This window comes from Brevibacillus sp. FSL K6-2834, assembly GCF_038592925.1.
GTDB classification, from domain to species: Bacteria; Bacillota; Bacilli; order Brevibacillales; family Brevibacillaceae; genus Brevibacillus; species Brevibacillus borstelensis.
Genome location: NZ_CP151945.1, coordinates 411,313 through 432,489, shown reverse-complemented (window position 1 = coordinate 432,489; position 21,177 = coordinate 411,313). Strand labels below are relative to the sequence as shown.

Below are 21,177 nucleotides of genomic sequence, written 5' to 3'. Positions count from 1 at the left end.
CTCTAAAAGGGATTTTTTATATTGCATCGATGATTGTCTGGAAAAGAGTCTGGCTTGCTGCCAGCCCATTTAAAAACGGGATTTCTCTTTTTCAGACACCATCGAAATGATGCCTGACACAATAGATTTTCATCAAGAGAAGTAAATACAGATTTTATTGTCATCGATGTGCTGGATCGGAATGTCCATGTCATAGACCTCTTTCAACACGGGAGACGTGATAATCTCCTCGATCGTTCCCTCCCGGACGATCTTTCCGTCCTTGAGCGCCACGATGTAGTCGGAGTAACAGGAGGCGAAATTGATGTCATGGATGACGATCACCACTGTTTTCCCCAGCTCATCCACCAGTCTGCGGACAATCTTCATGATCTGTACGGAATGCTTCATGTCGAGATTGTTGAGCGGCTCATCCAGCAGGATGTATTCGGTGTCCTGAGCAATGACCATCGCGATATAGGCGCGCTGCTTCTGTCCCCCGCTGAGCTGGTCCAAATATTTGTCCTGCATGTCATGAAGCTCCATATAGCGGATCGCTTCGTCGACATGCTTCCAATCCTCCTCTGTCAGCCGTCCCTGCGAATAGGGGAAGCGTCCAAAGGAAACCAGTTCGCGGACCGTCAGCCGCAGATTGATGTGATTGGACTGCTTCAGAATGGAAATCTTTTTGGCCAGGTCGTTGCTTTTGCACTTGCCGACTTCCTGACCGTCAATGTAGATATCCCCTTCGTCCATGGCGATCAAGCGGCTGATCATCGACAGCAATGTGCTTTTGCCTGCCCCGTTTGGACCGATAAAGGAGGTGATTTTCCCTTTGGGGATTTTTACAGAGACGTTTTCCACTACTTTTTTCTGTCCGTATTTTTTGGACACGCTTCTTACCTCTACCATGATTTATTCTCCTTCAATAGTAGATAGATAAAATACACGCCGCCGACAAAGTTGATGATGACGCTAAGGGTTGTCGAGAAGGTAAACACCCTCTCTACGATGAGCTGCCCTCCGACGAGTGCAATCACGCTGATGAAGATGGAACCGAGAATCAAATACTTGTGGTTGTAGGTTCTCATGAATTCGTACGTGACGTTGACCACAAGCAGTCCCAGGAAGGTGATCGGCCCGACCAAAGCAGTCGAGATCGAGATCAGAATCGCTACGGCGACCAGCAGCCTTTTGACTACATAGTCGTAATCAACCCCCAGGTTTATGGCTTGATCTCTCCCCAATGACAGGACATTGAGGTATTTATTGAACCGCCAAAAATAAGCGAATACAAGCACCATCAGGATACCGGCGATGCCGATCAGATTGTTGTTGATGTTGTTGAAGCTGGCGAAACTCTTGTCCTGGATGACCTGAAACTCGTTCGGATCGACCAGCACCTGCATGAACGTCGCCATGCTCTGGAACAATGTCCCGAAGATGATGCCGATCAGCAGCAGATAGTAAATATTTTGCTGATCCCGTTTAAACAGGATCTTGTACAAAACAGCCGAGAACAGAACCATCAGGCCCACGCACAACAGAAAGTTCAAATTGTTGTCTACCATGGTGAGCGACTTGGAGCCGAATACGTAAATGACGAAGGTTTGGATCAGCATATAAAGCGAATCCAGGCCCATGATGCTCGGTGTCAGGATTCGGTTGTTCGTAATCGTCTGAAACACCAGTGTCGAGTAGGCGATGGCTGTTCCCGTCAGAATAATCGCCAGTACCTTCAAGCTCCGCCGGGGAAGGATGTAATCCCAGTTGCCCCCTGCTTTGATTGTCATAAAAATGGCGATCAAAACGAGGGCCGCCGCTGCCAACCAGACCATTTTCTTTTTATATGCCATATGCCTTTCTCCTCATCAGTAAATAAGCAAAGATACCACTTCCGAGCACCCCGACGGTCAGGCTGATGGAAATTTCGTATGGGTAGATGATGACCCGGCCAAGGATGTCGCAGAAGAGTACGAATACGGCTCCCAATAAAGCGGTATGAGAAAGGCTGTTTTTCAGGTTGTCGCCACGATAGATCGAAACGATGTTCGGGATGATCAGGCCCAGAAACGGAATCATCCCCACAGTCAACACGACGGACGCGGTGACCAGGGCAACAATCACCAATCCAATGTTGACCACCCGCCTGTAATTCAGGCCCAAATTCTTGGAAAAGTCCTCGCCCATCCCGGCTATCGTAAATTTGTTGGCGTACAGGTATGCGATAACAAGCAGCGGAATGCTGATGTACATCAGCTCGTAGCGCCCTTTCATGATCATGGAAAAATCGCCCTGCAGCCATGCCGACATGTTCTGGATCAGGTCGTACTTATACGCGATAAAGGTAGCGAAGGAGCTGATGATGTTCCCGAACATCAGTCCGACGAGCGGGATGAAGATCGTATCCTTGTACTTGATCTTCTCCAGGATTCTCATGAACACAAAAGTGCCCAGCAAGGCAAAGACGAAAGAAATCAGCATCTTGACCAACGGACTTGCCGTGGTAAACAGCATCAGCGATACGAGAATCCCCAATCTGGCGGAATCTAGCGTCCCTGCTGTCGTGGGAGAAACAAATTTATTCCGGCTTAGCTGCTGCATGATCAGACCGCAAATACTCATGCTGACGCCTGCAATAATAATGCTGATCAGACGGGGAAGCCTGCTCACGAGCAGTATTTCGACCTGGTCGTCTGTCAGCTGGAATACATCCAGCGGGGAAATGTCCTTTACACCGATAAAGACAGACCCGAATGAGAATAGAAGCAGTGCAAGAAACAAATATCCGATTTTCATTGGCTCTTTCCTTTGTGGTCAGGTAAGATTCTCAGTCAAAATGCCTATGAAGCACAAGAATATGTACTTCCGGCATCCAATAATGATATTCATTATCATCTGATTACATTGAGTATTATACCCATTCATTTACATACAGTCAATGAGAATGATTAGAATTCTCAGTGGCGGATGTGCTCTTGATGCGTCCATGAATGATAAAACCCGGAGCGGCGCCCCGGGCTTTATCCTTTTACATCTTCCTATCTCAGCTTTTCGGTGTACGCAACCAACTGGGCAGCAAATGCGTCCAGCCTTTGCTTCAAATCCTCGGCTGTAACGGCGTACCGTCCATTCTCAAGTATAAAATCGCTTTTGCAAGACGCCACCTGCATGGGGATCGCCACGCCCAACAGTCCCCTCACGACAATGCGCAGATGATCGATCGGCTGCGTACTGCGGATGCCGCCCCCATTGCCTACGAGCCCCACCGGTTTGTCCCGGAACATATCCATATTGAGAATATCCAACGCATTTTTCAGGACACCCGAATACGAATTGTGGTAATTGGGCGACCCGAGTACAAATGCATCTGCTTGCCCGGCCAGCCGGATCAGCTCGCGAGCGGTTTCATCGGGGTGCTTTTCCGGTTCATAGTGATATTTCGGATCGGCGATAGGCAGCGGACGTACCCGCAAATCCCAGACATTCGCTTCACAGCCTTTTTCCCGCAGCCGTGCGGCGATCTCCTCAATCAAAGCCGTTGTATGCGCAGGCTCCGCTACACTTCCCGATATGAGCAAAATTCGCATCAGATCATTCTCCTCTCTTATTGATGCTCAGATACCGCAAGTCAGCTCCCGCCTTACTTTCCAACAGATTGTCCCGTTGTCTCCATTCGGGTTTGCTGCCTTGCATGCCGCAACCGCAGGCCGTAAAACATTGCCGTTGTCCCAAACACATACACGGTCACTGCCGTAAAAGCGAGAGGCAGTGAGAATGCGGACAAAAGACCGCCAATCAACAGGCAGGCAAAGGCATCAGACACATTGCCGACGCTGGAGCGGAGGGCCATCACCTTTCCCAACATTTCGTTGGGGGTCCTCAACTGCAGAACAGTCGTCAATGTCGTGCCGGATATCGTATTTCCAAAGCCTTGGATCAACGCCGATAGAAATGTTTAAATCCTTTTTGTCAACAGCCAGCAACGGGATGCTCGCTTGAATGGCCGGAAAGAAAAAGGCCCGCAGGCAGGTCATGACAAAGCTGACGATCATGATGTGCTCCAATGTCAACACATCGGCAGCATGAGCAATGGGAATGGACAAGGTAAGCAATCCCCGTGTCCAACCGCAAAACAGCATGATCGCTTTGCGGTCTACTCGATCGACAATGACACCGCCTATGATTCCGAGAAAAAAATAAGGAATCTACGGAGACAAACAGCACCGCTCCCGCTCCCAGTGCACTGTCGCTGTATTGCAGGGACAGCAGTGTCAGTGCAAGCGTATAGACCGATGTGCCGAAAATAGACGAAGCATCTGGAAACCAAAGCAGTTTAAGATTGCGCTTCACGATTTTTCCTCACTTTTACTTATGTAGTAACTCCTTTACTGTCATTACATTGCTCCAGATGTCTACTCCAGCTAAACTGCCTTGCCTTTGGCAGCTTCTGATACCTTTCCTCGTTTTCAGCGCTCAAAATGTCCGATATTTCTAACAATTATATCCGTACTGCTATTTAAAGAGGCTGTCCCAAAAGTCATCATAAATGACTGAGGGACGGCCCTCTTTTCATTCAGGTAAACAAAAAGAAACCGCTCTTTGTTAAAATGGAAGTACCACCCACCATTTACAAAAAGGAGTCGGTTTCTTTGTACATTCAATATACCATGAATCAACTCTGCTTACCAATGGATTTAGAAGAAGACATTCCCGAAAATCACCTCGTTCGTGTGGTCAATGCCGCCGTCAATCGTCTCGACGACGCCATCTTCGATGCGGCTTACCCCGGTGGCGGACGAGACAGCTATCACCCCAAGATGCTCACCAAAATTATCATTTACGCCTACACGCAGCGTATCTATTCCTCTCGCCAAATTGCCAAGGCCGTCCGTGAAAACATCATGTTTATGTGGATCGCAGGCAGGCAGCGCCCAGACTTTCGTACCATCAACCGTTTTCGCTCAGAGCGCATGAAAACCGTTCTGGAGACCGTCTTTACCGCGGTGCTTCAATTTCTGGTTGAGGAGAACTACGTGCAGCTGGAGCACTACTTTGTGGACGGCACCAAGATCGAAGCCAATGCCAATCGGTATACGTTTGTTTGGGGAAAGGCTGTCGTGAAGCAGAAAGCCAAGCTTCAGGAGAAAGTCCAAACCTTGTTCGCCGCTATTGAGGAAGCCGAGAAGCATGATGAAAGAACACACGAGGGCAAGGATCTTCGTGAATTAGGCGAGTCTTCTACCATCACCAGCGAAAAGCTAGAGTATGCTGTGAAACAATTGGAAGAACGTCTGCAGCAGACGCCGAAAGACAAGCCACTAAAGAAGGCAGTTCGCACAATCCGCAAGGATCTGCTTCCTCGCCTCCATAAGTATGAGGCGCATGAATCGATTTTAGGCAAGCGAAACAGCTACAGCAAAACGGACCATGATGCTACGTTTATGAGGATGAAAGAGGACCACATGGGAAATGGCCAGCTCAAGCCGGGTTACAACGTTCAGATCGGTACCGAAAATCAATTCATTCTCGGCTACAGTGTCCACCAGCGGCCAACTGATACACGCTGCCTCATCCCTCATCTGGAGAAAATAAAATCACAGTTCGGCAAGCTGCCAAACACCGTCATTGCTGATGCGGGCTATGGCGGTGAGGAGAATTATGACTACTTGGAGCAGAATGAAGTCGAAGCCATCGTCAAATACAGCACGTACCACCACGAAAAAAGTAAGGCATGGCAAAAGGACATCAGCAAGATGGACAACTGGACCTACAACAGCGAACAGGATACGTGGACATGTGCGGCGGGTCAAACGCTCCATTTCCGCCGGATGAGTAGGGAGAAAACGGAAAGTGGGTATGAAATCGAATACCGACATTACCGAAGTGCCGGTTGTGAGGGGTGCCAGCTAAAGCCGCAGTGTACGAAAGCCCAAGGAGATCGTGAGATCAAAGTCAGCATGAAGTATTTGCGGTTAAAGAACCAAGCAAGGCAAAAACTCCGCAGCGAAGAAGGCTATGCCCTGGCCGTGAGACGCATGATCGAGCCGGAGCCCGTATTTGGCGATATGAAGAACAACCGAGGCTTTAAAAGGTTCCTGCTTCGAGGCTTACCAAAAGTAAGTCTGGAGGTCGGGTGGCTTTCCCTTGCCCACAATCTGCTCAAGAAAGCAGCGGTAGACGCTAAAAACCAAGGAGCTAAGCGAGAACAGGCCGCTTAGCTCCTTGGTTTCTTACAAACTCATCTAATTTTTGCTGATGGGGGTGTTCCAGAGTTTACTTTTGAGACACCCTCTAAACTCTCCCCGTCAAATCCCGTCAAATCTTCCAGCGTATCCGATCATCGACGAAACAAAAAATTCCACTCATCGCTTTTAAACAAAAAAGCCAATAGCGAATCAAGCGTACAAGTATACAATCTCATCCCGGTCCTTCCGGTAATCCACCAGCATGTCCTTGCCGTCCAGATACCAGATTTCATCCTCTACGATGTAAAAGGTAATGCCGTTCACTTCAGTGGAGAGACCGATATTGTCCGGCTCTTCTTTGGTGAATCCCATGGAAAACGAGTCCTGAATCGTGCTGCTGCCGCCATAGCGGGCAAAAAAACGAACGTAGTCCCCCGATTGAAAGCCGCACTCCTCCTCGAACCAGGCAAGTGCCGACTGTGTAACTGTTAGTTTCATGCGCTAGCGCCCCTTTCGGCAAAAGGCTGCCGATGGAATAGGTGATGCAGAAAAAGAAGACGGCTGTTTTCCCCATGAAAAGGCCCTTCTGGGAGACAAGTGGACGTACCAGAGAGGAATGCGCCTTCTATGCAAACAGAAAACAGCCTGGATCAAACTTTGCTATACATACAGTATAGGCAACTTACTATACTATTTCAATCATTTAGTTTATAAATCAACCAAAAAATGATGAGCTCCTTCACAAGGGTCGGATGGTATGAACCCAAACCATTCATTGGTCCAAAGCTTTATCACCTGAAAGCGCACTCTTTCTGCCGGACGAGAACACATTCGCCCCGACAACCCCGATGAGGATCAAAGCGCCGCCAACGACATGGAAAATCTCCACTCTCTCGTTTAACCAGATCACACCCGCAATTATCGTTACCAGCGTCGATATTTGATTGCATACACTCATCTTGGAGGCTTCGATATGCGACAAGGCATAATTGGACAAAAAGGAGGTAACGAGCGACGACAGCACGCCCAGGTACAGGACGCTGACCAGAAAGGACGGATTCGCCAAAGGCTGAAAGAAAGCGGCGAGCGTCCCCGCCGAGATATGGCTGACAACGGACATGCCGTTGAAAAACAGGAAGCCGAACACGGTCATTGCATACGTGACATCCATGTAGTGGTGTTTCTTCACAACCTTGCGGGCCATCACGCCATAAGCGGACAAGGAAAGAGCGGACAAAAACACCAAAACGGTTCCCGTCAGATTGGCGGATTGCGGGTCGACCCCTTTGGAGGCGAAGATGTAAACCACTCCCGCTACGGACAACAACGTAAACACCTTTTGCATCCCATTCGTATACTCCTTTAGGAAATAAGCGGCCAAGATCATGGTGAAGATCGGTACGGTAGCCTGAATAATCCCTGCCTCCGATGACGACGTATAGACCAGGCCAAACGCCTGCAGAGCAAAGAAGATGACGGGATAGAACAGTGCCACAGGCAAAAATGAAACGATGTCCCGCAGCGTGGTCCGCAGCCTGACCCAGCCCAGCAGAACGGGAATCGAAGCCGCCAGAAACGACAGGGTAAACCGGTGAGCCAACGTATCCAGCGGATCGCTGATCGCAAGCGCCACCTTCACGAACAAAAACGACAATCCGACGATAAGAGCGTTCAACACCGCCGCCAGATACGCTTTTTGAATTGTCTTTTGTGTCATATGATTGCCTCCTCATGCATGGCGTAACTGTGATTTCATGACCGGTCATGGCTCTATCGTAAATGGCAGGCACGTGTGCTACAATTCAAAAAAAACAAATCTGTATCGGTACAGATTTGTTCTGGAGTGAGATGATGCACAAATATTTGCAGTTGCTAAGCGAGCTGGAATCAAAAATCGAAAGCCGCCAATGGACAGATGGAAATAAGCTTCCCTCCATCAGGGTCCTTGCAGACAGGTATGGATGCAGCCAAAGTACAGTTATCCGCGCTCTGAATGAACTGGAGAGGCGCCACGTCATCTATTCGGTCCCGAAAAGCGGCTACTATGTAGTGAAGGGGGCGCTTGCCTCACCCAAGGAAGGTACTGGCGTCATCGACTTCGCTACTTCCGCTCCGGATCGCAGCGTCTTTCCCTATCTCGATTTTCAGCACTGCATCAACAAGGCCATCGACACTTACAGCGGCGACCTGTTCGTGTACGGGACACCGCAAGGACTGGATACCCTGATCCAGGTTGTCCAAAAGCAATTTGCCGATTATCAGGTTTTTGCCAGCCCGAAACAGATCTTTATTACCTCGGGCGTTCAACAAGCCTTGGCCGTTCTCGCTGGGATGCCTTTTCCCAACCGAAAGTCAAAGGTCGTCCTCGAGCAGCCCGGCTATCACTTGTTGATTGAATACCTTGAGACGCACAACATCCCGGTCGTAGGTGTAGGGCGAACCGCAAAAGGACTGGACCTGGAGGAGCTGGAGAGAATTTTTCGCGGAGGGGACGTCAAATTTTTCTATGCGATGCCGAGATTCCACTCTCCCTTGGGTACGTCTTATACAAAACGGGAAAAGCTCGCCATCATCGAATTGGCCGAGAAATACGACGTGTTTGTCGTAGAAGACGACCACATGGCCGATTTTGAACAAGACAGCAAGGCGGACCCTTTGTTTGCCTACGACAGGTCCGCCCGCGTCATTTATTTGAAAAGCTATTCGAAAATCCTTCTGCCCAGCCTGCGGGTGGGAGTCGCCGTTGTCCCGGACCAGTTGGTCGATGTCTTTCAGCGGTACAAGCGATTACTGGACATCGATACCTCGATGCTGTCCCAAGCAGCGCTTGAGATCTACATCAAAAGCGGGATGTTTGAGCGGCACCGGCACAAAATTCGCGCGTCCTACGCCAGGAGGTCGAACGTATTGGCAGCGTCGATCAAACATCATTTCGGGCCATTGAGCGACATTTCCGCTATCTGCGATGCCAGCCAGCCGATGATTCATACCCATGTTGCGTTGGATCGGAGCATTTCCGTCCCGAGAGTCATTTCCCTTCTGAAAAAGAAAGGCGTCGTAATCGAGCCGATCGACAAGCATTATTTGACTGCCTATCCAAAAGAAAATCTCCTGAAGATCAATGTGTCGAACACAAAGGACGAGGATATTGACCAAGGAATTTGCCGCCTGGCGGAAACGGTCAAAAAGCTGGCGAATACAAAGCGCAGATCAGCTGCCCGCGATCAGTGACAGCCGGCTTACTTGACAGGCGTTTCTTTTTTCACCGGAAACCAGCCTTCGACGGTCATGATGCGCTCCCACAACGGATCGGGAATTTCCAGTTTCTCCTGGTCGTTTGGACCCACCGTGGTGGCGATTTCGTCCTCTTTGCCGTCTATCACTTTTTCCACCCATTCCGGTTCGATAATGATTCCGCGTCCCAGCGCGATCAGCGGCACTCCCGTCTGTCTGGCGGCCAGCACATCGTCTGCCGTATACAAGGAACCGACGCCGATTACCGCCGTGCGATCACCGATCCGCTCTCGTATCTGCTCGATTCGCGTGCGGGCCGAATCGCCGCCCCGTCTCGGCTTGGACCAAAAATCCTGCAGCGACACATGTAGATAGTCGAGTTCCTTATCTGCGAGAGCGTCCACCAAAACGAACGTGTCGTCCATCGTAATTCCCTTTTCATATGGCTCTTCCGGTGAAAAGCGATATCCTACGAGGAACGGGCGGTCTGCGTGTTTGGCCACCACTCGCTTTACCTCGTCTACGACGGCGAGCGGAAAGGCAAGGCGTTTTTCCAGGCTGCCTCCCCAGCGGTCCGTACGGCGGTTCGTATGGCCGGAGAAGAATTGCTGGACCAGGTAGAAGTTGGCGCCGTGAATTTCTACACCGTCAAAGCCGGCTTCGATGGCGCGGCGGGTCGTTTCTCCGTATGCGCGAATGATCTCCTGAACCTCTTCATCCGTCAGCGCACGGGGGATGGGCGCATTGTCATCAGCGACTTCACTTGCGCTGACGATCTCTCCTCCGGGAACAAGCTCCGGCGGAGCCATTCGTCCGGCATGAAATATTTGCAGGACTGCCTGCGCTCCCTTTTCCTTAATGGTCGAAGCCAATCGGCGCATGCTCGGGATCATTTCGTCACTGGTTCCAGAAAATTCGCCGGGGAAGCCCTTGCCGTTCTCTGTCACATAGATGCAGGCGGTAATCACCATGCCCACGCCGGTAGCGCGACGGGAATAGTAGCGAAGTTCCGCATCGGAAACGGTCCCGTCGTCATTCGAAGAATAATTGGTCAGCGGAGCCATGACGATCCGGTTTTTCAATGTGATTCCGCTGCGAAAAGTAAAGGGTTCAAACAAAGGCGTATATTTTTCTTTCATGTACCGTACACTCCCAACATATTTCGCTATTGTGTCCAATTTGGCTTTTGTTCCCCAATCACTGCTCGCGTATCTCGTCCCTTCAGGTATGCCCGAGTCTCCCCATCATATTCTTGCCTGGGATCCAGCCTTTACTCCGCTGCAACCTGTTTTACGATCTCAAAGGAGCGCAGGCGAGCCTGATGATCGTAAATCGCGCCGTTGATGATGATCTCGTCGGCTTGCGTGGCATCCAGCAGCTCCTGCAGCTTTTCTTTGACGACCGCGGGACTGCCGATAATCGACGCCCGCAGTTGGGCATCTATGCTCGCTTTCTCATAATCGGCCCAAATTCCCTCCATGCTCTCGACCGGCGGCTGAAATTTTTGCGGACGGCCTCTTACCAGGCTGAGGAAATTGAGTTGCTGCGAGGTTGCCAGACGTTTCGCCGTTTCATCGTCATCCGCTGCGATCACGTTTACCCCGACCATCGCATACGGCTCCTCCAGCACTTCGGATGGGCGGAAGGCACTCCTGTACAGCCGGAGCGCCGGCAAGATATTGTCCGGCGAAAACTGGCCCGCGAAAGCGAAGGGCAAGCCCAAAAGACCCGCCAACTGGGCATTATACAGACTGGAGCCCAAGAGCCAGATCGGGATGTTCATGCCTTCGCCGGGAACAGCCCGAACGCGCGGCCCATCCGAACCCTCTGTGGAAGTCGGGTTCAAATATTCCCGCAGCTCCGCTAGCTGTTCCGGGAAGTCTTCACCGCCGCTCTTGCTGTCTCGGCGAAGCGCGCGGGCCGTGAGGTGATCCGTACCCGGCGCTCGCCCCAGTCCAAGATCGATGCGGCCCGGAAACATGGACTCCAGTGTGCCGAACTGCTCGGCGACGACGAGCGGGGCATGGTTGGGCAGCATGATGCCGCCGGAACCGACCCGGATCGTCGAGGTGCCTGCCGCCACATATCCAATCACCACGGAGGTCGCAGAGCTGGCGATTCCCGGCATATTGTGGTGCTCAGCCAGCCAGTAGCGGTTGTACCCCCACTTTTCCGCATGCCGGGCCAGATCCAGCGTGTTTCGGAAGGAATCGGCCGGTGTCCCTCCCTCCAGGACAGGCACGAGATCCAGTACGGAAAGCGGGATGTCGCGAAGCTGTTTGTTTCTTTCAGTCTGCTTGGCCATTGTTTTCATCCTTTGCTATGAGAAGATCGTTCCCCTGATCATTCTTACAAAATTACATATCTGAATATCTAGATTTATAGATGATAGAACATCCGCATACATGGCTGGGTCTCGCAGCAACGCGGGAAACACATCCATGTACATTTCGGCTGTCTGGACAGGCAGCTACAAGTCGTGTTGGATAAACGCAGCCAACTCTTTCAACTTCTGCTCATTTCGCTTGTAGTAGGTCCACTGGCCGTATCGGTATACTTCCAATAGGCCTGCCCGCTGAAGTGTCAAAAGGTACTGGGAAACGGTCGATTGCGATAAGCCAGCCTTTTCCTGAATGTGGCTTACACATACCCCGATTTTTCGGCAATCTCCTCCTTCTTGCGGGGGGAAGTGTTTCTCCGGTTCCTTCAGCCAGTCCAGAATTTGCAAACGCGTTTCATTAGATAAAGCCTTGAAAATGAGAAGGGGATCCATGCCCTTTATTATATCTTTATATCCCGATAGATCAATGCAGCAAGTGTAGGCAAAAAAAACTACGACTGACCAATTAACTAACAAGGATTTCCAAGACCTCTGTCGAAGTTAGTCATTAGCCTATTTGACGGAGGTCTTCTCATGCCTTTACCCAAGAATCGTGTCATTCCTGAAAAGAAAATATACTTTCGGCCAGAGATACAGCATTGCCCGCACTGTGGCACGAAACTCAGGCGACATCATACCGCATGGAAAAAGAATGTCATCACACTTGCCGGTGTTATCCAAGCTTGGAGTATGGCTTATGCTTGCAGCAACGCAGATTGCTCATACCCCAGAACCTATTACAAATCCGCTGAAGCTGAGCTTCTCAGCATGAAACACACTTCCTACGGTTTTGACGTGCTAGCGTTGGTTGGTCAGCTTCGGTTTAAGCAACATATGACAATCGGCGAAATTACGGAAACGTTGAATCAGCGCGGGGTAACCACGTCAGAACGCAATTCTCAGCGGTTGTACGAACGTTATCTTACCTTGCTCCGCGCTAGCGTGACGGATCACGTCAAGCAAGCACTCAAGCAAGTTGTTCAGGACCGTGGCGGTATCATGATTTCCATGGACGGTGTTCAGCCCGAGAAAGGCAATGAGACGCTCTATGTCATACGAGAAGTATTCAGCGGAACGATCCTGTCTGCACAAAATCTAAAGAGTAGCTCCGCAGAAGAACTTAAGAAACTCATCCTGCCTGTTATCGAACTGGGATTTCCCATCATCGGGATCGTTACGGATGGTCAACAATCCATCCGAATGGCCATGGAATCGTTACTGCCGGACGTGCCGTACCAATACTGCCAATACCACTATCTAAAGGACATTGCAAAGCCTGTTGTCGATTTAGACCGCAAGCTCAAGACAGGAATCAAGAAGAGCCTCCGTGGTATTCGCGAAGTCGAGAAGCGAATCGAAAACGATGCCTCTACAGAAGCAGAGGTGGCAAAAGATTACGTGGCGGCCATTCGTTCTGTGCTCCTCGAAGACGGCAATCCCCCACTCGATCTACCGGGCATACGTGTTTATGAAAATGCTAGAGCCATTCAGGCTTCCCTCGAACGATGCCTGAGTAAAAAAGGGGCCCTCTCTGCTCAAAAACCTAATCAGAATTTTCGATAAATTGGATGATTTTGAAGAGCAATATGCTACCGTGATGCGCTGGTCCAAACCGATTCACCACGTTGCCGGGATCTTGAATCCAAGCATAGATAAACGAAGTGAAACGGTTCGATTTCATATGCAGCATCTGTTAGATTGGGTTGAACAGACGTACACCAGCAAAGACGACTTGCCAATGGTTGCAAATCTGAAAAGCTACTCCCGAGGGTTTTGGAAAGGCCTGTTTACGTGTTACGACCATCCGCATGTCCCACGAACGAACAACGACCATGAGCGTTTCTTCCGCCAGACGAAGACCCGGCATCGACGGATGACGGGTCTGAGAAGTTGGAACGAATATATCCTCCGAAGTGGTGAAATGGTCGTATTTGTCGATGACGCACTTCACCAGAGTAATGTGTTAAGTAGACTTCAGTCTGTAAGCTACCTTGATTTTAAAAATGAACGCCTGCGTTGGTCTGCTCGTTTGAGTGAAGCTACCAAACGCAGACGATTCCGAACGAATCCAAGTGTGTACCTGGAACAGGCCGAAAATGCTTACTGTATGTTAATTGGTCAGTCGTAGAAAAAAAAGAGAGGGCTCCCCCCCTCTCAGCGTACATCCAGCAACACTTTTCCCGTACTCTGCCTGCTTTCTACCCACTCGTGGGCCTTGGCCGCCTCGGCGAGAGCAAAGCGTCTCCCGACTTTGATCTTGAGGCGCCCATCCGCCAAATACGGCAGCACCCGCTCCGCTGTCTCGCGCAAAAGCTGCGGCCGTTTGCTGCGGGTCGTTCCCAGGCTGAAGCCCAGCACGGAGCGGCAACTGGTATGCAAATCAATTGTTCTGATTTGTCCGACTTCCCCGCTCGCATTTCCAAAGTGAACCAGCCGTCCGTATGGAGCCAGACATTCCATGCTCTTTTCCGTGACCCGGCCAGCGATCGAGTCCAGAATAACATTCGCGCCTTCCCCATCGGTCCATTCGTTTACCTTTTCGGCAAAGTCTTCTCTATCCGTACAAATCACATGATCGGCACCGGCCTCCAGCGCGATCGCCGCCTTGCTCTCGCTGCCCACTGTCCCGATGACCTTCCCTGCCCCCAGCAGCTTCGCTAGCTGGATTGCGGTCGTACCAATGCCTCCCGCCGCGGCGTGGATCAGGACGGTTTCTCCCTTTTCCAGCCGCGCTACATCAGCGAGGAGCTTGTAGGATGTAAACGAAACGATCGGGCAAGCTGCTGCGGTGTCAAAGTCGAGCTGGTCCGGAATAGCAAACGTGAGGTTCTCGTCGGCAACGATATACTCCGCGTAAGAGCCGTTGTGAGGGAATGCGATGACGCGCTGGCCCACATGCAGCGACTGCACCTCGGAACCGACTCTCTCAATCACGCCGGCTGCGTCGAGACCGGGAATAAACGGCAGATTTCCTCCGCCCTTTTTTCCGTAGCGCGATTTGATATCCGCAAAATTGACGCTCGTTTTTTCTACCCGGATCAACACTTGCTTTGGGTGTATGGACGGCATCTCGACTTCCGTATACACCATGCCCTCGGTTCCGCCAAAAGCTGTGACAAGAACTGCTTTCATGTACCTCTCCCCCTTTTGCCGCATTGGATCAAATGGAATTTCGTTACATTTCGATGGTGCTCTTTTATTATAGTACTAGATACTGGTTTTTTCAGGAGTGATTGCATGCTTGCCGAAAAGCTCTTTAGCAGGTTATCCAGCTTATTATTTTTGTCTACGCTCGTGGTGTCACTGGCTTTGTTTCCGAAATCCACAGTCTCCGTCTTCTACGTTATCTTGGTGCCGCCTTTGGGTTTGGGGCTGTCGTTAGTCGGAGTCTACCTTGGTGAAAAAGGAATGCTTCGACTCATAGGAATCTGGGGGAATGCCGTTCTTCTCGTTTTTTCTATCTTTACTTTGTTTACCTATACTTTATTTGTTTCTTTCTGGGGGAGTCTATAGACAACGCCATCTCTGTTGTACTTATGAAACTCCCCTGGACTTATGAAACTCGCTTATGCTTTTTGCTGTTTTCTTACTGGTAAACCGCACCAAACTGAGCCTGATGCAGCCTGTGATAAATTCCGCCCGCAGCGATCAGCTCCTGGTGCCTTCCCTGCTCTGCCACACCGTCTTCATTGACCACGACGATTCTGTCCGCGTTTTTGATCGTCGTCAGACGATGCGCTACGACGAGGGTCGTACGTCCCTGGGACAGCTCGGAAAGCGACTGCTGGATCGCCAGCTCCGTCTCGGTATCCAGGGCAGAGGTGGCTTCATCCAAAATGAGGATCGGCGGATTTTTCAAAAACATGCGGGCGATAGCCAACCGCTGTTTTTGTCCGCCGGAAAGCTTCACGCCTCTCTCTCCGATCACGGTATCCATCCCTTCCGGAAGGTTCCGGATCACGTCATCTAGACGGGCTCGTCTCGCTGCTTCCCATATCTCTTCCATGCTGGCATCCAGCTTGCCGTACGCGATATTTTCTCGAATCGTCCCCGAGAACAGGAATACATCCTGCTGAACAATCCCGATCTGCTTTCTGAGCGAAGCCAGCGTCATCTTGCGGATATCGATTCCGTCGATGGTAATGCTGCCTTCATTCACTTCGTAAAACCGCGGCAAAAGACTGCAGATCGTCGTCTTTCCCGCACCTGATGGTCCGACGAAAGCAACGGTTTCTCCGGCGCGAATGGACAGGTCGATGTTTCGCAAAATGCTCCGGCCCTCTTCGTATCCGAACGTCACCCCGTTGTAGCGGATATCCCCCTTCAGGTTTGCCACTTCAATCGCATCGGGCGCATCTGCCACATCCGGTTCTGTGTCGAGAATCTCTACATAGCGTTTAAACCCGGCGATTCCCTTCGGATAGCTCTCAATCACCGCGTTGATTTTCTCGATCGGGCGGAAAAAGACATTGGTCAACAGCAGGAACCCGACAAACTCTCCATACGACAGCTCGCCTCTGATCACAAACCACGTACCGCAGATCATGACAAACAGGGAGATGAGACGCATCATCATGTAGCTGATCGACAAGCTTTTGGCCATGATTTTGTATGCGAGCAGCTTTGTCTGGCGGAACTGCTGATTATTGACGGCAAACAGCTCTTTTTCGTAGGCTTCATTGGCAAATGCCTGAACCACGCGAATGCCGCTGACATTGTCCTCCACTCTCGCGTTGAACTCACCCACATCGCCAAACAAACGGCGGTATGTCTTGGTCATTTTTTTGCTGTAAACGGTCGCAACGACAGCCATCAGCGGAACGACCAGGAATGTTAAAATCGCCAGCTTCAGATGAATGTATGCCATCAGTCCGAATGAGCCGATCAGTGTCATGACCGCGATGAAAATATCTTCGGGTCCGTGGTGGGCAATTTCTCCGATCTCGTTCAAATCATTTGTGATGCGGCCGATCAAATGCCCTTTTTTGTTGTTGTCGAAAAACCGAAACGACAGCTTCTGGAGATGCTCAAACAGCTTTCTTCGCATATCTGTCTCGATGTTGACCCCGAGCATATGTCCCCAATAGGTGACGATATACTGGAGGACCGTGTTCAGCGCATAGATGGCAAGCAGACCCAAACATGCCAAAAGAATCAGCGACCAGTCTTTGCCGGGCAAGAGCTTGTCGACGAACTGATTGACAGCCAGCGGAAAGCCAAGCTCAAGCAAGCCGGCGATCACCGCACACGAGAAGTCCAACAAAAAAAGTCCTTTATAGGGACGGTAATAAGAGAAAAAGCGCTTGATCAATTCGGGATCACTTCCTTCCTGCTTCGTTACCTTTGCGATACATGCTATCATACCAATCTTCCTAAAATTTGAAAATGGAGTTCTCGGCTGGCAGTTTTGAAAAGGGGAGCGATTGGCTTCTGGTCAGTGCCACGGCAAAAAGGCTGCCGAATCATCGGCAACCCGCTTTCCTCTGTTTTATCTCTCTATACGTTTTATTCGCGTATTCAGTTATGTTCAGTCCCGTATTTATTGCTTCAAATCCAATACTTCATCCGGATCGGCCACGTCTCGCCCGTAATATCGCTTGGCACGGAAGTTGTGGATTTCCTGGCAAGCCTTCGCCATTTTTTCCAAAATGACCTCTTGCGGCTCGTCCTGATCCGGACTCCAGTAGTAAATCTTCATCTCGTACGTCTCGCCGCTGTCATCCTCCCGGCGGTACTGGATCCGGTCCGCCTTTACAAACCCGTTTTTCCGATAAAAGTTGACCCGTTTCCACGTGTCCTCGTCTTCCCGGTCGATCGGCTCCACTTCGAGGATGATCGTCTTTCCTTTTTCTTTCAGCCGGTTGAGCAGCTTGGTTCCGATCCCTTTCCCTCTCGTCTCCGGGTTGATCAGCAGGTAATCGATGAAGAGAAAGGTCGGAAATTCCGCATACAACAGCAGGTAGTCCTCTGTCTCTTCCTTGTGGTAAACATCCTTGTCCTCGATCAGAGCCTGCAGCTGGCGCGGGTCCTTCATCTCCTGCTCAGGAAAATATTCGCTTAAACGCTCGTACCATTCCATGACGACTCCCCCACATTCGATCACTCTAACTATCTGTCATAGCATTTCCATGAAGAAACGATTCCACTCGCTTTGGAGAGAACCTTCTGCAATATAAAAGCCGCTTGCTGTGAGGTAGACAATCCAAAAAAGAGGACGCTCCATAGCGGATTCGCCCCCCTTCATGGCACGCAGCGCTGGATGGCTCTAGCGTATCCGGGCAGCTGCTACGACGAGATCTCTTTGTCTATTGGATCTGTCGGTTGCTGAAAGGCTGTCGGATTGGCCTTCTTCCAAATAAAGTAACAAATCGTGATCAGGATCAGCCACGGAAAACCGAGCCTCAGCGTGTCCTTAAACTCCGGCTGAAACCAGGTCGACAAGACGACAGACGCAAGCAAAACGGCTCCCAGGACACTCAAATACGGATAGCCGATCATCCTCACGGGCAGCTTTCGCCCCCCCATTTGCTCCCATTTCCGGCGGAAGAACAGGTGCGTCACGAATACCATGAACCAGGCGAACATCGCACCGAAGCTGGAAAGCGAGATCATGACGGCAAAGGAGCTGTCCGGCACCACCATGCCTACGATCGTCGCAATTGCAATCCCGATCGTAGACAAAGCAAGCGCCTTTACCGGAACGCCTTTTTTGCTCAGTTCGCCCAATTTTTTCGGGGCAAAGCCTCCACGGGACAGCGAGAATACCATCCGGGTCGAGATATACAGCTGGCTGTTCATTGCCGAGAGAGCTGCCGTCAGGACGACGAAGTTCATAATTCCTGCTGCGCCCGGAATGTGGATGAGCTCGAACACCTTTACAAATGGGCTCCGATCGCTTCCCGTCTCGTTCCAGGGCACGATCATCAGCATCAGGGCAAGCGTCAGGATGTAGAAGAGCACCAGCCGGACAACAGCTGATTTTAATGCGATGGGTACGGCCTTCTCCGGTTCCTTTGCTTCCCCGGCGCTGACCGCGATCATTTCGATGCTGAGGTAGCTGAACAGCGAGATGAAAATGGCAATCCACATGCCCCAGAATCCATTGGGGAAAAACCCGCCGTTGGCCGTGAGATTCTGGATGCCCATTTCCGGATGGCTGCTGCTCCCGAATACGACAAAGGCTCCCAATACGATAAACAGGATAATAGCCGTTACTTTAATCATAGAGAACCAGTATTCAACAGTACCGAACAAATTGACACTGGTTGCGTTTACATAAATGAGGACGGCGGAGAAAATCAAAATCCAGACAACTCCCGGCACAGCGGGAAACCAGTATTTCATGTAGACGGACATCGCTGATACCTCGGTTCCGACCGCACACACCAGGCTGAACCAGTACGAATACCGGACTGTAAAGCCAGCCCACGGGTTGATATACCGCTCGGCGTGTGCTCCGAATGAGCCTGTGGTGGGATGAGCGACCGTCATTTCAGCCAGGCAGCCCATCAATAGCAGAGCAATGACTGCGCCGATCAGATAGCTGACGATGACACCGGGACCGGCGAAGCCGATTGCCATCCCGCTTCCGAGAAAGAGCCCGGTTCCGATCGCTCCGCCGATGGCAATCATCGTGAGCTGGCGGGTCGTCAACCCGCGCTGCAGCCCTTTCTCCCGCTCCATAATATCTTGAAAATGAACGTTCTTCTCCGACATCGCAGCTCCCCCTTTTTCCAAGCACTAGGCAACCACATTGCACGTTTTCCGAACTTCTCGCAAAATTCAATGCGCATGATCTTCCGGGCGTAGAGCTCTTCGGCAAAGCATTTGGTCACGGGTAACGTTGAATTCGCGATAAGGCCCTCCTTTCATCTTTTCATGCTTCGTTTGCAGCATCTAATGTGAACTCAAGATTGCTTCTCTTTGGTGACGCCCCCAACACCCCAGTGCGTGGGCGGAACTTCGGACACAATTACGCGCACCTGTTCAGGTCTGACCTCCAGGCTTTCGACGACAGCTTCGGTGACACTCGCGATCAATCGGGCGATTTGCTGTTTGTCTCTTCCTTCCAATACCTGAATCTGTACTATTGGCATGAATCCACCTCCTATTCGGCAGTTGTCAGGAAGCAAGGCACAGTCTCTCAACGAGCCGGGCAAATATGCCGACCCCTACGGCCAAGGCATCCTCATCAATCGTAAAGCGCGGATGATGATGGGGAAAAGTGATGCCCTTCTCTTTGTTGCCTGCCCCGATCAAGAGAAAGCAGCCGGGGGTTTTCTGCTGGAATGAAGAAAAGTCTTCCGCTGCCATAACCGGTGCCATCCGTTCGATCGCATTTTCTCCGCAATACTCTCGTACAGCAGCTTCTGCCTGCCTGGTCACCTCCTCATCGTTTATGACTGCCCGGTATCCAAAATCGTAGCGGAATTCATAAGAAGCGCCGTGGGCTTCCGCGATCCCTTTTACGATACGCTCCATCAGCGGAGGGACTTGTTCGCGAAACTCAGGCTGAAAATACCGCACCGTCCCCAAAATTTCGACCGTGCCGGGGATGACATGAAAAGCCGTTCCAGCCTGAAACTTCGTAATCGACAGAACCAGCGTTTCCAACGGATCGGTATTGCGGGAAACGATCTGCTGGAGGTTGCTGACGACTTGGGCGGCAACCGCGATACTGTCAACGGACAGATGGGGCATTGCAGCGTGGCCGCCTTTTCCATGAATCCTGATCGTAAAAGAATCGCCAGCGGCCATAGCCGGACCGTAGAGAATACCAATTTTGCCGTATTCCAAAGGGGACCATAGATGGGCGTCGACGATCATGTCTACTCCGTCCAGCACTCCTGCACGAACCATCTCTTCTGCCCCGCCCGGCGGCGACTCTTCCGCGTGCTGAAAGAGAAAACGGACCTCACCGTTCAGCCTGCTTTTGCTTCCGGACAGTATTTTGGCCGTGCCCAGCAGCATTGCCGTATGGCCGTCATGACCGCAGGCATGCATGACGCCAGGATTTTGCGAGACAAAATCAAACGTGTTTTCCTCCGCAATCGGCAGGGCATCCATATCGGCCCGAATGGCGATGACCGGTCCCGGCCGTGCTCCGCGCAAACGGGCCATTACGCTTGTTTGGGTCGGCCTGGACAGTTCCAATCCTCCAAATGAGGTGAGTGTGTCGCAGACGAACTGGGCTGTTTTTTCCTCCTGGTAGGACAGCTCTGGATACCGGTGCAAATACCTGCGCCATTCGATGACCTCCATCTGAATCTCGTCGACCAGCCTGCGTAGCTGCTCTGCTGCCATTCAGGCACCTCCCCTCTCCGCGAGTTTTTGTCAGTTGGAAAAGAAGAATATCAATCGATAGCGACGTTTTTTGTACGACAGTATCGAGCAGCA

Annotated in this window: 20 protein-coding genes; 4 read left to right on the top strand and 16 right to left on the bottom strand. The window is 51.1% G+C overall.

The features are described 5' to 3' along the window. Window positions 1–132: 132 nt before the first annotated feature. The 5 genes from NST96_RS02355 to NST96_RS02335 all read right to left on the bottom strand — a co-directional run bounded on the left by NST96_RS02355 (window position 133) and on the right by NST96_RS02335 (window position 3,847). Window positions 133–891, bottom strand: a complete 759-nt coding sequence (locus NST96_RS02355) for an ABC transporter ATP-binding protein (protein ID WP_003392803.1) — start codon at window positions 889–891, stop codon at window positions 133–135. After that, the gene (locus tag NST96_RS02350) at window positions 885–1,835 is read right to left on the bottom strand and encodes an iron chelate uptake ABC transporter family permease subunit (protein WP_003392805.1); all 951 of its coding nucleotides are present in this window, start codon (window positions 1,833–1,835) and stop codon (window positions 885–887) included. Before NST96_RS02350 ends, NST96_RS02355 begins: the two co-directional genes overlap by 7 nt. After that, window positions 1,825–2,778: an ABC transporter permease gene (locus tag NST96_RS02345; RefSeq protein WP_003392809.1), complete on the bottom strand. Its 954-nt coding sequence runs from the start codon at window positions 2,776–2,778 to the stop codon at window positions 1,825–1,827. The genes NST96_RS02350 and NST96_RS02345 overlap by 11 nt, the downstream gene beginning before the upstream one ends. 242 nt (window positions 2,779–3,020) lie before the next feature. Next, window positions 3,021–3,569 (bottom strand): NADPH-dependent FMN reductase, encoded by a 549-nt coding sequence (locus NST96_RS02340; protein WP_003392811.1) that lies wholly within the window; start codon window positions 3,567–3,569, stop codon window positions 3,021–3,023. A gap of 53 nt (window positions 3,570–3,622) precedes the next feature. Next, window positions 3,623–3,847, bottom strand: coding sequence for a hypothetical protein (locus NST96_RS02335; RefSeq protein ID WP_141334213.1), 225 nt, complete (start codon window positions 3,845–3,847; stop codon window positions 3,623–3,625). 784 nt (window positions 3,848–4,631) lie between these two features. Here NST96_RS02335 and NST96_RS02330 point away from each other — a divergent pair. Beyond that, a complete protein-coding gene (locus tag NST96_RS02330) occupies window positions 4,632–6,200 on the top strand; it encodes an IS1182 family transposase (protein ID WP_172920515.1) in 1,569 nt (522 codons plus the stop codon). A 177-nt stretch (window positions 6,201–6,377) separates the two neighbouring features. On the opposite strand, the gene NST96_RS02325 is transcribed toward NST96_RS02330, so the two are convergent. Both NST96_RS02325 and NST96_RS02320 read right to left on the bottom strand, forming a co-directional pair. Further along, window positions 6,378–6,665, bottom strand: coding sequence for a HesB/YadR/YfhF family protein (locus NST96_RS02325; protein WP_003392817.1), 288 nt, complete (start codon window positions 6,663–6,665; stop codon window positions 6,378–6,380). A gap of 274 nt (window positions 6,666–6,939) precedes the next feature. Next, on the bottom strand, window positions 6,940–7,884 hold the full coding sequence (locus NST96_RS02320) for a DMT family transporter (RefSeq protein WP_122958028.1): 945 nt from the start codon (window positions 7,882–7,884) through the stop codon (window positions 6,940–6,942). Between the two features lie 134 nt (window positions 7,885–8,018). On the opposite strand from NST96_RS02320, the gene NST96_RS02315 reads away from it, so the two are divergent. After that, complete coding sequence (locus tag NST96_RS02315; RefSeq protein WP_342405529.1) at window positions 8,019–9,398, top strand: PLP-dependent aminotransferase family protein; 1,380 nt, start codon at window positions 8,019–8,021, stop codon at window positions 9,396–9,398. A gap of 8 nt (window positions 9,399–9,406) precedes the next feature. Here the strand turns inward: NST96_RS02315 and NST96_RS02310 are convergent, their stop codons facing one another. From NST96_RS02310 to NST96_RS02300, 3 genes are all read right to left on the bottom strand, one after another. Then, window positions 9,407–10,540, bottom strand: a complete 1,134-nt coding sequence (locus NST96_RS02310) for an NADH-dependent flavin oxidoreductase (protein WP_342405528.1) — start codon at window positions 10,538–10,540, stop codon at window positions 9,407–9,409. Window positions 10,541–10,671: 131 nt separating this feature from the next. Further along, window positions 10,672–11,706 (bottom strand): LLM class flavin-dependent oxidoreductase, encoded by a 1,035-nt coding sequence (locus NST96_RS02305; protein ID WP_003392825.1) that lies wholly within the window; start codon window positions 11,704–11,706, stop codon window positions 10,672–10,674. A 165-nt stretch (window positions 11,707–11,871) separates the two neighbouring features. Then, the gene (locus NST96_RS02300) at window positions 11,872–12,174 is read right to left on the bottom strand and encodes a metalloregulator ArsR/SmtB family transcription factor (protein ID WP_003392827.1); all 303 of its coding nucleotides are present in this window, start codon (window positions 12,172–12,174) and stop codon (window positions 11,872–11,874) included. Between the two features lie 375 nt (window positions 12,175–12,549). Here NST96_RS02300 and NST96_RS02295 point away from each other — a divergent pair, with 375 nt between their 5' ends. Both NST96_RS02295 and NST96_RS02290 read left to right on the top strand, forming a co-directional pair. Next, on the top strand, window positions 12,550–13,344 hold the full coding sequence (locus tag NST96_RS02295; RefSeq protein ID WP_251873633.1) for a transposase: 795 nt from the start codon (window positions 12,550–12,552) through the stop codon (window positions 13,342–13,344). Window position 13,345: 1 nt separating this feature from the next. After that, window positions 13,346–13,909, top strand: coding sequence for a hypothetical protein (locus tag NST96_RS02290; protein WP_342405527.1), 564 nt, complete (start codon window positions 13,346–13,348; stop codon window positions 13,907–13,909). A gap of 26 nt (window positions 13,910–13,935) precedes the next feature. Here NST96_RS02290 and NST96_RS02285 read toward each other — a convergent pair whose 3' ends face one another. The 6 genes from NST96_RS02285 to NST96_RS02260 all read right to left on the bottom strand — a co-directional run bounded on the left by NST96_RS02285 (window position 13,936) and on the right by NST96_RS02260 (window position 21,084). After that, window positions 13,936–14,913: an NADPH:quinone oxidoreductase family protein gene (locus NST96_RS02285; RefSeq protein ID WP_338462775.1), complete on the bottom strand. Its 978-nt coding sequence runs from the start codon at window positions 14,911–14,913 to the stop codon at window positions 13,936–13,938. Between the two features lie 454 nt (window positions 14,914–15,367). Then, window positions 15,368–17,092, bottom strand: coding sequence for an ABC transporter ATP-binding protein (locus tag NST96_RS02280; RefSeq protein WP_342406528.1), 1,725 nt, complete (start codon window positions 17,090–17,092; stop codon window positions 15,368–15,370). A gap of 228 nt (window positions 17,093–17,320) precedes the next feature. Beyond that, window positions 17,321–17,860: a GNAT family N-acetyltransferase gene (locus NST96_RS02275; RefSeq protein WP_003392834.1), complete on the bottom strand. Its 540-nt coding sequence runs from the start codon at window positions 17,858–17,860 to the stop codon at window positions 17,321–17,323. A gap of 206 nt (window positions 17,861–18,066) precedes the next feature. After that, the gene (locus tag NST96_RS02270; protein ID WP_003392836.1) at window positions 18,067–19,497 is read right to left on the bottom strand and encodes an amino acid permease; all 1,431 of its coding nucleotides are present in this window, start codon (window positions 19,495–19,497) and stop codon (window positions 18,067–18,069) included. Window positions 19,498–19,688: 191 nt separating this feature from the next. After that, window positions 19,689–19,877: a 4-oxalocrotonate tautomerase gene (locus NST96_RS02265; protein WP_003392838.1), complete on the bottom strand. Its 189-nt coding sequence runs from the start codon at window positions 19,875–19,877 to the stop codon at window positions 19,689–19,691. Window positions 19,878–19,902: 25 nt separating this feature from the next. Next, complete coding sequence (locus NST96_RS02260) at window positions 19,903–21,084, bottom strand: M20 family metallopeptidase (protein ID WP_342405526.1); 1,182 nt, start codon at window positions 21,082–21,084, stop codon at window positions 19,903–19,905. Window positions 21,085–21,177 lie beyond the last annotated feature (93 nt).

Bases quoted from the DNA above. Each gene is read 5' to 3' on its own strand.
- NST96_RS02355 (WP_003392803.1), bottom strand. From the start codon at position 891: ATGGTAGAGGTAAGAAGCGTGTCCAAAAAATACGGACAGAAAAAAGTA.
- NST96_RS02350 (WP_003392805.1), bottom strand. From the start codon at position 1,835: ATGGCATATAAAAAGAAAATGGTCTGGTTGGCAGCGGCGGCCCTCGTT.
- NST96_RS02345 (WP_003392809.1), bottom strand. From the start codon at position 2,778: ATGAAAATCGGATATTTGTTTCTTGCACTGCTTCTATTCTCATTCGGG.
- NST96_RS02340 (WP_003392811.1), bottom strand. From the start codon at position 3,569: ATGCGAATTTTGCTCATATCGGGAAGTGTAGCGGAGCCTGCGCATACA.
- NST96_RS02335 (WP_141334213.1), bottom strand. From the start codon at position 3,847: ATGTTGGGAAAGGTGATGGCCCTCCGCTCCAGCGTCGGCAATGTGTCT.
- NST96_RS02325 (WP_003392817.1), bottom strand. From the start codon at position 6,665: ATGAAACTAACAGTTACACAGTCGGCACTTGCCTGGTTCGAGGAGGAG.
- NST96_RS02320 (WP_122958028.1), bottom strand. From the start codon at position 7,884: ATGACACAAAAGACAATTCAAAAAGCGTATCTGGCGGCGGTGTTGAAC.
- NST96_RS02315 (WP_342405529.1), top strand. From the start codon at position 8,019: ATGCACAAATATTTGCAGTTGCTAAGCGAGCTGGAATCAAAAATCGAA.
- NST96_RS02310 (WP_342405528.1), bottom strand. From the start codon at position 10,540: ATGAAAGAAAAATATACGCCTTTGTTTGAACCCTTTACTTTTCGCAGC.
- NST96_RS02305 (WP_003392825.1), bottom strand. From the start codon at position 11,706: ATGGCCAAGCAGACTGAAAGAAACAAACAGCTTCGCGACATCCCGCTT.
- NST96_RS02300 (WP_003392827.1), bottom strand. From the start codon at position 12,174: ATGGATCCCCTTCTCATTTTCAAGGCTTTATCTAATGAAACGCGTTTG.
- NST96_RS02295 (WP_251873633.1), top strand. From the start codon at position 12,550: ATGAAACACACTTCCTACGGTTTTGACGTGCTAGCGTTGGTTGGTCAG.
- NST96_RS02285 (WP_338462775.1), bottom strand. From the start codon at position 14,913: ATGAAAGCAGTTCTTGTCACAGCTTTTGGCGGAACCGAGGGCATGGTG.
- NST96_RS02275 (WP_003392834.1), bottom strand. From the start codon at position 17,860: ATGGAATGGTACGAGCGTTTAAGCGAATATTTTCCTGAGCAGGAGATG.
- NST96_RS02270 (WP_003392836.1), bottom strand. From the start codon at position 19,497: ATGTCGGAGAAGAACGTTCATTTTCAAGATATTATGGAGCGGGAGAAA.
- NST96_RS02265 (WP_003392838.1), bottom strand. From the start codon at position 19,877: ATGCCAATAGTACAGATTCAGGTATTGGAAGGAAGAGACAAACAGCAA.
- NST96_RS02260 (WP_342405526.1), bottom strand. From the start codon at position 21,084: ATGGCAGCAGAGCAGCTACGCAGGCTGGTCGACGAGATTCAGATGGAG.